The organism is Agrobacterium sp. RC10-4-1 (genome assembly GCF_014138475.1).
In the GTDB taxonomy this organism is placed as follows: Bacteria; Pseudomonadota; Alphaproteobacteria; order Rhizobiales; family Rhizobiaceae; genus Agrobacterium; species Agrobacterium pusense.
The window spans coordinates 268,904-284,674 of record NZ_JACJIT010000008.1 but is presented as its reverse complement, the minus strand read 5'-3'; the positions used below and the strand labels follow the sequence as shown (position 1 = coordinate 284,674).

Below are 15,771 nucleotides of genomic sequence, written 5' to 3'. Positions count from 1 at the left end.
TTTATACTCCGTAAGGCCGGCGCAGATCGAGCGTCAGCGGAAATTCTGGCGACACGGTTTCCGCCCGAAGCGGATATTGCCCTGCCGTATGCCCCCATGGTTCGAAACGGGCGAGGCGGCGTGCCTCCGCCTCATTGCCGTTGACGGGAAATGTCTCGTAATTGCGCCCGCCCGGATGAGCAACATGATAGATGCATCCGCCGATCGATCGCCTCGACCATGTATCATAAATGTCAAAGGTCAAGGGTGAATTGACGGGCAGCACGGGATGCAGGCCGGAAGCGGGCTGCCATGCCTTGAAGCGGACGCCGGCAACTGCGACGCTGCGGTTTTCCGTCGGAGTCAGCGGAACGGCGCGGCCGTTGCAGGCCACCGCGTAGCGGGCGGGATTGGACGTTTCGAGCCGCACCTGCAGGCGCTCGACGGAGCTGTCGACATAACGCACGGTGCCGCCGATGGCGCCCTGTTCGCCCATCACATGCCAGGGTTCCAGCGCCTGGCGCAATTCCAGCTTTGATCCTTCATATTCCACCTCCCCGAAGAAGGGGAAACGGAATTCCTGCTGGGCGGTGAACCATTCGGGCTTCAGGTCGAAACCGTTTTCCCTGAGGTCTGCAAGCACATCCAGGAAATCCGCCCAGATATAATGCGGTAGCATGAAACGATCGGCGAGTGCCGTGCCCCAGCGCACGAATTTGCCGACGGCCGGGTTTTTCCAGAAACGCGCGATGAGAGCACGCACCAGCAACTGCTGGGCAAGCGACATGCGCGCATTCGGCGGCATTTCGAAACCGCGAAATTCCACCAGCCCGAGGCGGCCGGTGGGTCCATCAGGCGAAAACAGCTTGTCGATGCAGATTTCGGCGCGGTGGGTATTGCCCGTTACATCCGTCAGAAGATTGCGGAACAGGCGGTCAACCAGCCATGGCAAGGGCGGAACGCCTTCACCGGGCAGCGGCACCTGCGCAAGCGCGATCTCCAGTTCGTAGAGACTGTCGTGGCGGGCTTCGTCGATACGTGGCGCCTGGCTCGTCGGGCCGATGAAGAGCCCTGAGAAGAGATAGGAAAGCGAGGGGTGCCGCTGCCAGTGCAGCACAAGACTTTTCAGAAGATCGGGTCGGCGCAGGAATGGGCTGTCATTGGGATTGGCGCCGCCCACCACCACATGGTTGCCGCCGCCGGTGCCGGTATGACGGCCATCGATCATGAATTTGTCGGCACCGAGACGTGACTGGCGCGCCTCTTCGTAGACTGCGGTGGTAATGTCGACACAGTCCTTCCAGCTTGAAGCGGGGTGGATGTTGACCTCTATGACACCGGGATCGGGCGCGACGCGGATTACATTGATACGCTCATCATGCGGCGGCGCATAACCCTCTATGTGGACTGGCAATCCAAGCTCGGCGGCAGCCGCCTCCGCTGCTGCAATCAGCTCGAGATAGTCCTCGATGCGTTCCACTGGCGGCATGAAGACGCAGAGCCTGCCATCACGCGGTTCCACCGACATGGCGGTGCGCACCGCGCCGCCGATTTCGCCGATCGTCTGCTCTACGCGTTCCTGCCCCGCGGCTTCGCTGGCATGGAAAGAAGCTTCGGGCATGGCGCGGCCCGATGGCGTGAAGACGTCGGGAAGCGGACCGCGAGGGATCGAGGGGTCTGCCTCGTGAATATAGGGATAGGCGGATGGCGGCACATAGGGCAGGGTGCCCAGTGGCAGGCGGTAACCCACCGGGCTGTCACCCGGAACGAGGAATATTTTACCGCGCCGCGTCTTCCATTTTTCGCTGATCCAGCGCTTGCCGGCGGCGCGCGCATTCCACGCCTGAACGGGAAGAATATAGCCGGTCGGTGTCGTCAGTCCCCGCTCGAAGACGCGGGCTATGCGGTTTCGCTCCTCCGGGTCCTTCAGCTTGGAATTTGACGGGTCAACATTGTCGGGAAGGCTTCCTTCCTTGATGATCCATTCCGCCGGATCCTCATAGGCCGGCAGCACCAGCTCCCGTTCGATGCCGAGATGGGAGGCGATGCCGCCCAGCAGTTTCTGCGCGTCTTCCGCCTTTGCGCCGGTATTCGCGCCCTCCTCGGCGATAAGCGCCGGGTTCTGCCAGATTGGCAGTCCATCCTTGCGCCAATAGAGCGAGAACGTCCAGCGCGGCAGGCTTTCGCCCGGATACCATTTTCCCTGGCCGTAATGCAAAAACCCACCCGGTGCGAAACGCTCGCGCAGGCGGCGGATCAGCAGGTCGGCCTTTTCGCGCTTTGTCGGCCCCACCGCACCGGTGTTCCACTCATCGGATTCGAAATCGTCGATGGAAACGAAGGTCGGTTCGCCGCCCATGGTCAACCGGACATCATGGGTATTCAGAACCTCATCGACCTCCTGGCCGAGCGCATTGAGTTCGTCCCAGCTTTCGTCCGAAAAAGGTTTGGTGATGCGCGGCGTCTCGGCAACCCGCCGGACCTGCATGTCGAAGGCGAATTCCGTGTTGGCATGGCCGTAATAGCCGCCGGAAATAGGCGCGGCGTTGCGGTAATGCGGTGTTGCCGCCAAGGGAATATGGCTCTCGCCGGTCAACAGACCGGACGTGGGGTCGAGGCCGATCCAGCCCGCACCCGGCATATAAACTTCGGCCCATGCGTGCAGATCGGTGAAGTCCACCTCGGTGCCGGATGGGCCGTCCAGCGCCTTGAGGTCCGGTGTCAACTGGATGAGATATCCCGACACGAAACGGGCAGCGAGGCCAAGATGCCTCAGGACCTGCACGAGCAGCCAGCTGGTATCGCGGCAGGACCCCTTGCCGGAAGCAAGCGTCTCCTCAGGTGTCTGGACGCCGGGTTCCATGCGGATGACGTAACCGATCTCCTGCTGCAGGCGGGCGTTGAGGCCGACGACCATGTCCACCGTCTGCTGACTTGGAGTGCGGTCGACAGTGGCCATGAAGGCGGCGAGCAGAGGGCCGGTCGGTTCCGGCTTCATGTAGATGGAGAGATCGTCGCGCAGTTCCTGCGGATAGTCGAAGGGCCACTTTGTCGCCTCTTCCTCCACAAAGAAATCGAACGGATTATAAACCGTCATATCGGCGACAAGATCGACCTCGATCTTGAATTCGCTCACCGGTTCCGGAAAAACGAAGCGGGCAAGGTAATTACCGTAGGGATCCTGCTGAAGGTTCACGAAGTGATTGGAGGGTGAAACCTTGAGAGAATGGCTGATGACGCTGGTTCTGGAATGTGAGGCGGGCTTCAGTCTGATGATCTGTGGTCCAAGGCGAACCGGATTGTCGTATTTATAATGCGTCAGATGATAGATGCTCGCTTTGATCGCCATTAATCTGCCTTGCCCGGTTTTCCGGCTTATGCGGTTTGTCCGCCCCTCTGAAATTACTCGGATTTTGTGCAATGCAGGAAAAGAAAGCAAGGATCATTTCCTGGGGCAATCGCATTGTTGGTCGAAGCCGCTTCATTTGCCTGCACGAAGAATTGCGCGGGCTTTCAGGTTGTCGCCGCGGAGATTTCGCCGGCATTGTGGACATGGTCGAACGGCGTGTTATTGCTTGGCATCGAAAGGCGCAGAATCGCGACCGGCTTTCTTTGCCCACTGACGTTTCGGAATGGATGAATGGCAACATCGGTAAGCGACGATCAGCGCAAGGGCGCGGCTAACCTTTCGGGCTTCGATCTCGATTTTCCGGCTCAGCTGCGCGTGATGGGGCGCGCCTTCTGGACATCGCCGGTGCGCAACCGTCTGATCTTGCTGTCGATGGCCCTTCTCACGGTGATATTGCTGACGGCCTACGGGCAGATCAGGCTCAACGAATGGAATGCGCCGTTTTATAACGCGCTGGAACGGCGCGATCTCGACGCCTTCCTTCATCAGCTCGAGGTTTTCGCGGTTATCGCCGGGCTGTTGCTGCTCCTCAACGTCATTCAGACCTGGCTCAACCAGATGACGGCGCTTAACATGCGCGAGGGTCTTGCCAAGGATATGGTGGACCAGTGGCTGAAGCCGGGTCGAGCCGCCCGCCTCGCCAGTTTCGGTACGATAGCCATCAATCCGGACCAGCGGCTCCATGACGATGTCCGCAACCTCGCCGAAAGCAGTACGGCGCTTTCGATCGGTCTTGTGAACGCGACGATCCTGCTTGTCAGCTTCATCGGCGTCCTCTGGTCGCTCTCGGCGGGCTTTGCCATTACCATCAGCGGCGATACCTATGCTATCCCCGGCTATATGGTCTGGGCGGCAATCCTTTATGCCGGTTCCGCTTCCCTGCTCAGCAACCTCGTCGGTTATCGGCTGGTGGGGCTGAACGCGGAGCGTTATTCCAAAGAGGCTGAGCTTCGCTTTTCGCTAATGCGGGCGAGCGAAAATCTTGCCGCCATTGCCCTTGCGCGTGGCGAAAAAAATGAGAGGCGGCGGATTGGCGTCGATATCGATGCCGTCCTCGGTGTCATCCGGGGACTCGCCATGGCGCTGACACATCTGACCTGGGTCTCGGCGGGATATGGCTGGCTGGCGGTGGTGGCGCCGATCCTGATCGCGGCTCCGGTCTATTTTTCCGGCAATCTCACTTTCGGCGGGCTGATGATGGCGGTCGGCGCCTTCAATCAGGTGAATACGGCGCTACGCTGGTATATCGACAATTTCGGGCCGATCGCCAGCTGGAAGGCGACGTTGCAGCGTGTCTCCGTGTTCCGGAACGCTTTGATCCAGATGGACAGCGTGGAACAGCACGGCCTGACGATCGATCTGCAACGCAGTGCGGAAAATGACAGAATCCGTCTTCAGTCGGTTACGATCTGCCGCGATGCGGGCGGGCAGGACATTGAACGCGGGTTCATGCTGCATGAGGCGGATGTCGAGGTCGGGCCGGGCGAACGGCTGATGATCAATGGCGAGCAAGGTGTGAACCGGCGGCTTTTGTTCGCAGCTATGGCGGGGCTGTGGCCCTGGGGCCAGGGCAGGATAGAGATGCCGGATCAAACCGACACGCTTTTCATTGCTCAGCACGGTTATCTGCCGGCAGGAACGCTGCGCGAAATCATGGCTTATCCGCGTGCACCCCAGCGCTTTGCGGATGAGGATTATGTTTCGGCGCTCGCCGCATCGGGTCTCGGCGAGATGGCCTCTCGTCTTGATGAAAACATCCGTTGGGACAAAAAACTGGATTCGGACGAACAGGCCAGCATCCGGGTTGCCAATGCGCTGTTGCTGAAACCGAAATTCATCGTCATTGACGATCTGCTGGAAGGCTTGGAAAAACAGACGCAGGACACGCTGGCCGGGGTTTTGAACGGGATCGAGGGCGCGGCGATTGTTTATATCGGCCGGTCCGAGACTTTTCTGTCGATTCTTTCTCCGGCGGTCGCCCATCTAGACCACGTCTCCCAGAAGGACGGGACCGACAGGCGCGATGGCGGCGCCCCGCAATAGCTCAATGGTCGTGCTGCCGGGTGTGCCGATCGAGGCGTATCAGAGCCGCAAATGCCATTTTTCAGAGTTGAGCCGCTGTTGTTTGGCGATACTTATGGTGTTGTTCGGCTCCACCTGTGAGCGGAAAGCCAGTGTACCTGTTGCCAGGCTGATGGCGACAACGCTAGCGACCGCCAGAACTATACGATCGTAACGCTGCTGTATCGTGTTGTTTCCACTCCAGTCATAGGCCATTTGTACGCCCCCGCACTTTTTTTGGAATCGTGCCCCATCATGGTTAACCGAAGCTTACGATGCCCCTGTGATTCCTTGCGGTTTTGGAAGGGCTGCCGCGACAAATCGGCTATTGGCGGAAGGGGTGCGGTTGTTTAAGTCCGGCAGCGGGAGGTTTGTGAAAGGAATTTGACAGATGGATCAGCAGCCGCCCGCCGATATGGAACTGACGCTCAGAACGCTTGCCATGCCTGCCGATGCCAATCCGGCCGGCGATATTTTCGGCGGCTGGGTCATGTCGCAGATGGACCTTGCCGCTTTCGTCCGCGCCAATGATGTGGCCGGGGGCCGAACCGTCACCGTCGCAGTCAACGAGATCGTCTTCAAGAAGCCGGTCAAGATCGGTGATACATTGTGCGTCTATACCCGCATCGAAAAGATTGGCCGCACCTCCGTCACGCTCAAGATCGAAGCTTGGACGCGCCGGCACTATCGGGATTCGCGTGAAAAGGTGACAGAGGCCGTCTTCATCATGGTCGCCGTCGATGAGAACGGTGAGCCGCGCCCGGTTCGGAAAGACGTATGAGGCGTTGATTTTCCTTCCGGATGCTGTCCGGAACGCATCGTGGAGAGACCGGCAGCGCAAGCGCCTTGGCCTTTCCGCGACCCCCATATTTCGGAAATATCGAATTTATTTATCAATTTTTGCGATCAAGATATGGAGTAGGACGGGGATCAGGCTTTGACCATTCCAGGTGTTGTTATTGTCGGCGGCGCTCATGGCACGCTCGCCCTCGCGCGCAGCCTCGGGGCCCTGAATGTGCCTGTTTATTACCTCACCCATGACTCACCCCTGCCTAGCTGGTCGCGTTTCGTGCGGGAGACAATACGCTGGGCCGGTCCGCACGACGCAGGGGCAATGTCTTTCCTGCGGCAGATGGCCGACAGGCATCATCTCAAGGGTTGGCTGCTGGTCCCATCCGGCGATGGTGAGGTTCAGCTCGTTTCGCAGCATCACGATGAACTTTCGGCTCTCTACAAGATCGTTCTGCCGGACTGGGCGGCGCTGCAATGGCTGTGTGAAAAACCGCTGCTATACAGGCGTGCGGCGGAACTCGGCGTCAGCATTCCCAGGACCTATGCGCTGGCATCAGCCGCTGATATCGATGCGCTTGACGTGCTGTTTCCCGTCATTCTCAAGCCAAATATGGGCGGCGGCGATACCGCGATCGCCCGCGCCAAGGTCGTCCGCGCCGAAGATCGGCAGGCCCTGAAAGCCGCCTTTGCCGAGGCCAGCGAAGAGATCGGCGCCGGCAATGTGGTGGTGCAGGAACTCATTCCAGGTGGCGGACGAAACCAGTTCTCCTATGCTGCCCTGTGGCTGAACGGAGAACCAGTGGCGGAATTCACCGCCCGGCGCGTCCGTCAGTATCCCGTCGATTTCGGTTACACCAGCACTCGGGTCGAGATTGTCGACAACCCGTCGGCGATCGATGCCGCCCGGACAATATTGAGGTCCGCCGGTCATAGCGGAATGGTCGAGGTGGAATTCAAGTTCGATGACCGGGACGGGACGCTGAAACTTCTCGATGTGAATCCGCGTCCTTGGTCGTGGTTCGGCCTCTGTTCTGCTGCCGGCATTGATCTTGGCGCATTGTTATGGCGTGCCGCCAACGAAGAGCCGACCGGCGAGCCGGTCAAGCCCCGCAACGGCACGTCGTGGTCCTATCTTGTCCGTGATCTTGTTGCCGCATTTACCCTGGGGCGGAGAGGTGAGGTGCGGGCTGCCGACTATCTTGCGTCCCTCGCCAAAGTCCGCAGTTGGGCTGCATTTGCGCTGAATGACCCGCTGCCGGGCCTGATCGACCTGCCGCTCACAGCTTTCAGGGTGTTGAAAAAGCGTATATTACCCGGCCTGTCGTCGCGACAACCCGCGGACCTTTTGCTGCAGCCGGTAAAACGCCTTGTGAAATACACCGTCATAAGGGCCGGGCTGGAGGTGAGTTCCCTTCCGGCTGTCCGCTCGGCATTCCCTTCGCTTGCCGGGCGAGGTGTCATCTTCACGCTTCACCACGTGCGTCCGGGCGGCGCTGTTTCGGCTTTCGCGCCCAATGTACAATTGTCCGTCACGCCGGAGTTCCTCGAAGAGGCCATACAGGCGGCGCTCGAATCGGGTCTCGTTCCCGTTCACCTGCATGATCTTCCGGCACTGCTTGCCGGCAGCGGAGAAGACCGGTCGTTTTGTGCCTTCACGCTTGATGATGGCTATCGCAACAACGCAGACTACGCCGCGCCGATCTTTCGCAAATATAACGTTCCCTACACGGTCTTCATCACGCCCGGTTTTGTCGAGCGTACACGCGGCCTGTGGTGGGAGACCGCCGCCGCCTTGACGCAGAAGGCGGCGTCGTTCGATTTCGATTTCGGGGCAGGGCCGGAGCACGTGACATGCGGAACGCTCCTGCAAAAAGCGGATGCATTCGCGCGGCTGGAAAATTTTGTCCAAAGTGCCGCCGAAGATGAAGCGGTGGAGAGGATCGATCGCGCCGCTCGACAGTGTGGCATCGATCCGGTTGCCATCGTGGACGAACTCATCATGGATGCGGCAGAACTCAGAGCGCTGTCGGAGGATCCTCTGGTGCATCTCGGCGCCCATACCATGACCCATGTGAATATGCGCAAGATCGACGCTGAGCGCCTGGCTTACGAGATTGTGGAATCGAAGCGCCGGGTAAAGGAATATGCGGGCCATACACCGCGCTCCTTTTCTTATCCCTATGGTTGGACGAAGGCGGTGGGCGAGCGCGAGGCGAAGGCGGTATCGGACGCAGGGTTTTCCGCGGCAGTCACCACACAGGCGGGGGTTCTCGGCCTCGGCAGTCTCGAAAAGCCCACACTCTTGCCGCGTGTTTCACTGAACGGCCGCTTTCAGAAAAAGCGCTTCGTCAAAGCCCTTATCTCCGGTCTGCCTTTCCGCTTCGTTTAGCGACGCGAGGGTTCGTCATCCTTGCTGGCACCCCGCTACCGGTGGGCATGGCTGATCTTGCTTTCCATTTCTCTCCGGCGACTTGAAAGGTCCGTGCGATCAATTTTGTTATTCACATCTCTTTATCTATTGAATATAAATAAATTTATCGACGTAAAACCTTACAACTTTTTGAAGGCGATGCCGTGCTGTTGATTTTTGCCGATGATCTGACCGGCGCGCTCGACGCGGCCGCCCCCTTTGCCGGGCGCGGAATGGTGACAGAGGTGGCAACGGGGCTGGAAGGCGTGCATGCGGCGCTGGCCGCTGCCCCTGCCGTTCTCAGCGTCAATCTTGGATGCCGCGATGGGAAGGCGGACGAGGCCCGACGTCGCACACAGGAACTACTGGCACTGGTTCCAGCCGACACGATCCTGTTCAAAAAGATCGATTCCCGCCTGAAGGGACATATTGCGGCTGAAATGGATGCAATTTCTTTCCGGCGCGCTCTTGTCGTGCCGGCAATTCCGGATTTCGGACGTATCGTCAGCGGCGGCGCCGTCTCGGGCTTTGGGGTTGAAACCGCCATCGCGATTGATGAAAAACTGGGAAGACATGCCCTGCGTTGTTCAATACCCGATACGCGAACGACTGAGGATATCAGGCAGGCCCTTTCTGCCGCGCAGGCTGAAGGGGTTGATCTTTTCATTGGCGCGCGTGGTCTTGCAGAGACGCTGGCTTCGGTGATGGCGGCGCGCGTCCTGCCCGATGTTGCAACCGTTCCACCTGGCAAGGGGATCTTTGTCATCGGTTCCCGCGATCCGATTACATTGGAGCAGATTGACGTCCTCAAGAGCGCGGATCTGGTGTCGATCATTGAAGCGCCCAACGGTGCCGTTCCTCGGGACGCGGATGAAGACGTCGACCTTTCCCTCATTCAGGCAACCCAGGGGGATCAGTATCTTTCTTCGCTTGAAGTTTCAGACCGGCTGGCGGAAGGGGTCGTTCCGCACTTCACGGCCGGCGCGGGCAGGCTGCTTCTGTCGGGCGGGGCAACGGCCGAGGCGGTGCTGCGCGCGATGGGCATTTTGCGGCTGCGTCTTGCCGGCGAGTGCCTGCCGGGCCTCGGTGTCGGCTGGGCGGGAAACCAATGCATCATTGCGAAATCGGGCGGTTTTGGGCAAGCTGACACACTGAAACGTATCGCGAAAATGATGCTTGGCGCGACAGATGCTGGAGAGAGCTGACCAGATGGGGCTGATGAAAGAAACGGCGCGCAAGGCACTTCCGGACATTATTTTCGAAAGGATGCACCGGGCGATAAAATCCGGCGCCTACAAGCCGGATGAAAGATTGCCGACCGAACATGAACTCGCCATGGAATTCGAAGTGTCCCGGCCGGTCGTTCGCGAGGCACTACGGCGATTACGCGAGCAGGGTTTCATTTACTCCCGCAGGGGTTCCGGCAGCTATGTCCGGGCCTTCGGTTTGCGTGAACCGCTTGGCTTCGGACAGCTGGAAAACGTTGCGGACCTTCTGAATTGCTACGAATTCAGGCTGACGCTCGAGCCCGCGGCGGCCGCTGCCGCGGCATTACGGCATGACGCCGAAAGACTTGCGGCCATCAGGAAGGCGCTTGAGCTGATGCGGGATGCGACCAACCGCCAGTCCCACCGCGAGGATGCCGACTATCAGTTCCACCTTGCCATCGCGCGGGCGGCGCGGAACAGCTATTTCTCCACCGCGATGGAGGCTCTCAAGGATCATATCGCGGTCGGGATGAAATTCCACGGCATGTCCGTAAAGCGCGAGGCCTCAGGCCTGACCCGCGTTTTTGCCGAGCACGAGGCCATCGCAAAGGCGATCGCGGATGGAGATGCCGATTCAGCCCGCCAATTGATGCTGCAGCACCTGACAGGATCGCGCGACCGGCTTTTCGAGTCATCGCACGGAGATTAGGCGGCTCAAGTAAACGGCCCGAGAACCGATGCGCGGTCACGCGCATCGGTTCTGCTTCAGTAGGCGTGACGGTAAATTCCCAGCACGTCCTGCAGGGTCATGTCGACGGGGTTGTTATCCATCAACCTGCGGATGGCATGGGCATCCTCGGCATAGCGGGTCAGATCGGCCTCGGCTGCTCCGTGTTTGGCAAGCGACATTTCGATGCCGAGCGCCGCGCAGAAATCGGTTGCTGCCTTGCGCAGATCACCGGGCGAGAGATGGTCACGAAGCCCCAGCGCTCTGGCCACTTCCGCCGTCTTCGCGGAAACCGCAGGCTGATTGAAGGCCAGCACATGTGGAAAGACGATGGCGTTGGCCAGCCCGTGCGGCAGGCTGAGACGCGTGCCGAGCGGATAGGCGATGGCGTGGCCAGCCGCCGTGTTGACCGGCCCGAGGCAAATGCCGCCATAATAGGAGGCGAGCATCATGCCTTCCCGCGCTTCCGTATCCGATCCGTCGCGAACGGCGCGGGCGAGATATTTCCCGACCAGCGTGAAGCCCATGCGGGCAAAGCCGTCAATCATCGGATGGGCCTTGCGGTTGGTAAAGGCTTCGACGCAATGGGCCATGGCGTCGATGCCTGTTGCCGCAGTTACGGCCGATGGTACGGAGTAGGTGAGTTCCGGATCGAGAATAGCGAAATCCGCGATCAGATATGGGCTTTCGACGGCGATCTTGGTGCCCCTGAGGGGATCGGTGATCAGTGAGCGGATGCCTGCTTCCGAGCCGGTGCCGGCCGTGGTTGCTATCTGCACGAGGCGCGTATCGCGACGGGCGACCTTGTTAGGTCCGGCGACGTCCTCGAGCGTCTGATCTGAATTCCACAATGCGGCGACAAGCTTTGCCACATCCATCACCGAACCGCCGCCGAGGCCGATGATGAGATCGGGCCTGGCAGTGCGCGCCGCGTTGAGAGCGGCGTCCAGTGTCGCCGTATCCGGCTCACCCGGAATGGCGTCGAAGACGGCAAAGGGCCCTTGCAGTTGCAGACGTTCGGCGAATTTTGCCGTCAGCGGCGTTGCGATTACCAGTGTTGAGGCGGTTTTGCCGGCCCAGTCACCAACCTGCGTGACGGTGCCTGCGCCAACCGCGAGCCTGCGCGGCTGGTGGATAAGAATGGGAGCCGTAGACATGGTGCTCATCCCTTTCCACCCTTGCCTGCCACGAGCTTGCGCGCATAGGCGATGGCCGCATTCATGTTGCCGTGATTGGCGATGCCCTTGCCGGCTATGTCGAAGGCGGTGCCGTGATCGACGGAGGTACGGTCTATCGGCAGGTCGACGGAGACATTGACGGCGGTGTCAAAGGCGACGAGTTTGATGGGGATATGCCCCTGATCATGATATTGCGCGACGACGAGATCGAAAGCGCCTGAATAGGCGCGATGAAATACGGTATCGGCGGAAACAGGCCCCTGTACCTCGATGCCTTCGGCGCGTGCGGCCGCAACCGCCGGCGCGATCTGATCGTCGTCCTCGGTGCCGAAAAGACCGTTTTCGCCGCAATGCGGATTGATGCCCGCCACCGCGATGCGGGGTCGTTCGTAGCCGATGCGCTTCAAGTGGGCGTTGCCGGCGCGAATGGTGGCCAGCACCCGCTCCGTCGTCGCCCGGCGTATGGCCTCCTGCAGCGAAACGTGGGTCGAAACATGAATGACCTTCAGCCGCTCGGACGCGAGCAGCATATAAGCGGCCGAGGCACCTGTCAGGCTGCGCAGCATGCCGGTGTGGCCGTCATAATGATGGCCCGCAAGGTTCAACGCTTCCTTATTGATCGGCGCGGTGACGATGCAGCCGATCCGCCCTGCCTCGGCGTCCCGCACAGCCGTTTCGATGAAGCGGAATGCGGCGTCGCCGGCCACCGGTGAAAGCGTGCCCCAGGGCAAAGGCGCACCCTCAACGGGCAAGTCTGCCACGTGCGGGGCAAGATCGATATCGAGACCGAGCGCCTGCCTTGCTGCCTCCAGCGTGGCGAGGTTTCCGTAAATCCGCGTTGCGGCCTGGTCGGAAGCGGACATTTCAGCAAATGCCCGGACAGTGATCTCGGGGCCAACCCCGCAAGGATCGCCCATCGTGATGCCGATAATATTGCTCATCTTTTTCTCCCGTCCGCAGTTTCGGCCCAGCCGGGCTCCAGCCGCACATATTTGATGGCGCGACGATGATAGGTGTAGCTTGCGTGCAGCGCACCGTCAGGTGTCTCCAGAAGCCATGGATAGGACATTTCCAGGTTTCGGCCATCTGTCGAATCGTTCGACAGACACGTGCCCGGCCCGTCCTCGATCAGGATACGGGTCGGAAAGCTGCGCCCGTCGTCATCGGAAAGGCAGATTGTGACGGGTGCGCGCGGCACACCCCAGACGGGCACGCATCCGCCGCTTGGATCAGCATCCGGCCTGCCATCGTCCTCTCCGAGTTCGTCATAAAGCGAGGCGCGGCGGTCGCTCGACTGGGCGGCGTTGACGGGATTGCAAATCATTGCCAGCCGGCCGCTACCGAGCCTTGTCACGGCGATGGAAGAATTGTTGTTCGGCACATCGGTCGGATGCGGCCTTGACCATGAGCGACCGCCATCCTTGCTTTCGGTGCGGTAGACAAAATCGGCCTGGCGGCGGCGGAAAAAAGCGGAGTGTTGCCCGTCCGTTCCCGCCACCGGGCTCATATGCACGCAGCCGATCGAGTCCGGCAATTCCTGCAATGTCCATGTCTCGCCATCGTCCGTGGAAATGCCGAGCGCTGCCGTATCGTGGCTGCCGTTCCATTTCTGTCCGGGTCGCTGAACGCAACGGAAGATCGGCAACAGCCATGCTCCATCGTCGCGGATGCGCAGCGGCGCGCGGATGAAACAGGCCTTGGGAAGATCGAGAAATCGTCCATCCTCTGAAATGAGCTTCTCCGGTTCCGACCGATTACGATGGATTTTCGCCATGCGGATGCGGCACTCATCTTGATTGCCGGAGGGCTGGGCGGTGTGAAACAGCCAGAGAGCGCCATCCGGCGCGGTGAAAAGAACAGGATTCTGTTCGGAGCGGGCCGTATCATGACTGAGGCGCTGCGGCGCTCCCCAGCGTCCGGCTCCGGGCGTCAGCACGGATGCGAAGATGGAAATATCCGACTTTCCCTCGAGCGTTCCCCCGAACCATGCGCAGAGCAGCACGCCATCGTCCAGAAGATGCAGGAAGCTCGCATGGTTCTGGATCATGGGCGATGGCAGAAAGGCTTCACGCCGTTTTTCTGACGTGACGTGGATATCTCCGGTCATGGCCTGAGCGATGTCATCAGGGGTCATCTTGATCTCCTCTTGGGCAGATGAAAATGACATATTCAAAAAGTTGTCAAGTTTATTATGAAAAAAATATCGTGATATTCATTCGCAGTTTTATATCTAATATATTGATTTACAACAATAAAAATTATAAACAGAGACTGATCTGAAATCGGTAAGGAAAAATAAATTGACAAAAAATGCGATAGCGTCGATGCTTTGATGACGGGTGGAGGAGATGATCATCCGCACGCCATGCTCCCCGATGCGGGAGACGGGGCCTTCAACTGCCTCTTGCGGTCCACCGCCATGTTGCTGAATTTCTGATCTGGGAGGAGAACGGAATGAAGAAGTCATTGATTGCGGGCGCCCTTGTTTTGGGTTCCCTCAGCGCCGCCGGCTCGCCGGCGTTTGCAGCTTCGGGGCCGATCAAGATCGTGCTGGCGGAAGAAGCGGACCTGCTTGAGCCCTGCATGGCCACGCGCTCCAACATTGGCCGTATCATTATGGAAAATGTCAGTGAGACCCTGACCGAGCTTGATGTGCGCGGCAAGAACGGCGTTCAGCCGCGCCTTGCTGAAAAATGGGAGCAGAACTCGGATGGCAGCTGGCGCTTCCACCTGCGTCAGGGCGTGAAATTTTCCGACGGTACGGATTTTGACGCCAAGGATGTGAAGCACAGCTTCGAGCGCATCATGAGCGACAAGAACGCCTGCGAGTCCCGTCGCTATTTCGGCGGCATGACGGTGACGCCGACGGTTGTCGACGACCATACGATCGATTTCAAGACGGATCCGGCCCAGCCGATTCTGCCGCTGCTGATGTCGCTCGTGACCATCGTTCCCGAAGAAACCAAGATGGAATTCATCCGCGAGCCTGTCGGCACCGGGCCCTACAAGCTGACCAACTGGACTCCCGGCCAGCAGATCGTACTGACGTCGCGTGATGATTATTGGGGCAAGAAGCCGCAGGTCACGGAAGCGACCTATCTCTTTCGCGCCGATCCCTCGGTGCGGGCCGCCATGGTGCAGACTGGCGAGGCGGATCTCTCCCCCTCCATTTCACAGCTAGACGCGACAAATCCGAAGACCGATTTTTCCTATCTCGACAGTGAAACGGTCTATATGCGCCTCGATCATAATATCGCGCCTCTGAACGATGTCAGGGTGCGCCGCGCGCTTAACCTTGCCATCGACAGGCAGGCATTTCTCGGCACGCTGGTTCCCGAAGGAGCGGTCCTGGCAACGGCGCTGGTTCCGCCGACCACGCTCGGCTGGAATCCCGACGTCAAGGTCTTCCCCTATGACCCTGAGGGTGCAAAAAAGCTGCTCGAAGAGGCAAAGGCCGCCGGCGTAAAGGTGGATACACCGATCACCGTCATCGCGCGCACGGCGAATTTCCCGAACGTTACCGAAATCATGGAAGCGATCCAGCAGCAATTGCAGGAAGTCGGCTTCAAGATCGACCTGAAATTCGTGGAAGTGGCCGAGCACGAAAGCTATTATTCGAAGCCATTCAAGGAAGGCCGTGGACCGCAGATCGTCGCCGCCATGCATGACAATTCCAAGGGCGACCCGTCCTTCACGATGTTCTTCAAATATGCCACCAAGGGTACCCAGTCCGGCTTTTCTGACAAGAAGGTGGATGATCTGATCGAACGCGCCTCCGCAGCCGTGGGTGACGAGCGCGCCAAGCTCTGGTCCGAACTCATCGCCTATCTGCATGATGACGTGGTGGCGGATGTGTTGCTGTTCCACATGGTCGGTTTCTCCCGTGTCTCCGAGCGGCTGGACTTCAAGCCGACCATTGCCACCAACTCGATGCTGCAGCTTTCGGAAATCGGCATCAAATAAGGTCCCGCGTCCTGTCAATGAAGAAGCGGCGGCGCGGCGGAAGC

At 59.6% G+C, this 15,771-nt stretch carries 12 protein-coding genes; 7 read left to right on the top strand and 5 right to left on the bottom strand.

Annotated elements, in window-relative coordinates; genetic code table 11:
* Window position 1: 1 nt before the first annotated feature.
* Window positions 2-3,328, bottom strand: coding sequence for a transglutaminase family protein (locus tag FHW77_RS21740; RefSeq protein WP_100911290.1), 3,327 nt, complete (start codon window positions 3,326-3,328; stop codon window positions 2-4).
* 71 nt (window positions 3,329-3,399) lie between these two features.
* On the opposite strand from FHW77_RS21740, the gene FHW77_RS21735 reads away from it, so the two are divergent.
* Both FHW77_RS21735 and FHW77_RS21730 read left to right on the top strand, forming a co-directional pair.
* On the top strand, window positions 3,400-3,663 hold the full coding sequence (locus tag FHW77_RS21735; protein ID WP_034500309.1) for a hypothetical protein: 264 nt from the start codon (window positions 3,400-3,402) through the stop codon (window positions 3,661-3,663).
* Window positions 3,620-5,431 (top strand): ABC transporter ATP-binding protein/permease, encoded by a 1,812-nt coding sequence (locus tag FHW77_RS21730; RefSeq protein ID WP_006699950.1) that lies wholly within the window; start codon window positions 3,620-3,622, stop codon window positions 5,429-5,431. Before FHW77_RS21735 ends, FHW77_RS21730 begins: the two co-directional genes overlap by 44 nt.
* Before the next feature lie 39 nt (window positions 5,432-5,470).
* Here the strand turns inward: FHW77_RS21730 and FHW77_RS21725 are convergent, their stop codons facing one another.
* Window positions 5,471-5,665 carry a hypothetical protein gene (locus FHW77_RS21725; protein ID WP_004437341.1) on the bottom strand — a complete coding sequence of 65 codons (195 nt, stop codon included), beginning with the start codon at window positions 5,663-5,665 and terminating at the stop codon, window positions 5,471-5,473.
* Window positions 5,666-5,840: 175 nt separating this feature from the next.
* On the opposite strand from FHW77_RS21725, the gene FHW77_RS21720 reads away from it, so the two are divergent.
* The 4 genes from FHW77_RS21720 to FHW77_RS21705 all read left to right on the top strand — a co-directional run bounded on the left by FHW77_RS21720 (window position 5,841) and on the right by FHW77_RS21705 (window position 10,568).
* On the top strand, window positions 5,841-6,230 hold the full coding sequence (locus FHW77_RS21720; protein ID WP_004437343.1) for an acyl-CoA thioesterase: 390 nt from the start codon (window positions 5,841-5,843) through the stop codon (window positions 6,228-6,230).
* Between the two features lie 156 nt (window positions 6,231-6,386).
* Window positions 6,387-8,630, top strand: coding sequence for a polysaccharide deacetylase family protein (locus FHW77_RS21715; RefSeq protein WP_100911291.1), 2,244 nt, complete (start codon window positions 6,387-6,389; stop codon window positions 8,628-8,630).
* A gap of 185 nt (window positions 8,631-8,815) precedes the next feature.
* The gene (locus FHW77_RS21710) at window positions 8,816-9,856 is read left to right on the top strand and encodes a four-carbon acid sugar kinase family protein (RefSeq protein WP_100911292.1); all 1,041 of its coding nucleotides are present in this window, start codon (window positions 8,816-8,818) and stop codon (window positions 9,854-9,856) included.
* Between the two features lie 4 nt (window positions 9,857-9,860).
* A complete protein-coding gene (locus tag FHW77_RS21705) occupies window positions 9,861-10,568 on the top strand; it encodes a FadR/GntR family transcriptional regulator (RefSeq protein ID WP_004437348.1) in 708 nt (235 codons plus the stop codon).
* A 56-nt stretch (window positions 10,569-10,624) separates the two neighbouring features.
* Here FHW77_RS21705 and FHW77_RS21700 read toward each other — a convergent pair whose 3' ends face one another.
* From FHW77_RS21700 to FHW77_RS21690, 3 genes are read right to left on the bottom strand one after another with little or no spacing between them, the layout of a single operon-like run.
* Window positions 10,625-11,752: an iron-containing alcohol dehydrogenase gene (locus FHW77_RS21700; protein ID WP_100911293.1), complete on the bottom strand. Its 1,128-nt coding sequence runs from the start codon at window positions 11,750-11,752 to the stop codon at window positions 10,625-10,627.
* A complete protein-coding gene (gene pdxA / locus FHW77_RS21695; protein ID WP_044459553.1) occupies window positions 11,749-12,705 on the bottom strand; it encodes a 4-hydroxythreonine-4-phosphate dehydrogenase PdxA in 957 nt (318 codons plus the stop codon). Before pdxA ends, FHW77_RS21700 begins: the two co-directional genes overlap by 4 nt.
* Window positions 12,702-13,898, bottom strand: a complete 1,197-nt coding sequence (locus FHW77_RS21690; protein ID WP_182590687.1) for a sialidase family protein — start codon at window positions 13,896-13,898, stop codon at window positions 12,702-12,704. Before FHW77_RS21690 ends, pdxA begins: the two co-directional genes overlap by 4 nt.
* 320 nt (window positions 13,899-14,218) lie before the next feature.
* Here FHW77_RS21690 and FHW77_RS21685 point away from each other — a divergent pair, with 320 nt between their 5' ends.
* Window positions 14,219-15,727: an ABC transporter substrate-binding protein gene (locus tag FHW77_RS21685; protein ID WP_004437354.1), complete on the top strand. Its 1,509-nt coding sequence runs from the start codon at window positions 14,219-14,221 to the stop codon at window positions 15,725-15,727.
* Window positions 15,728-15,771: the final 44 nt, after the last annotated feature.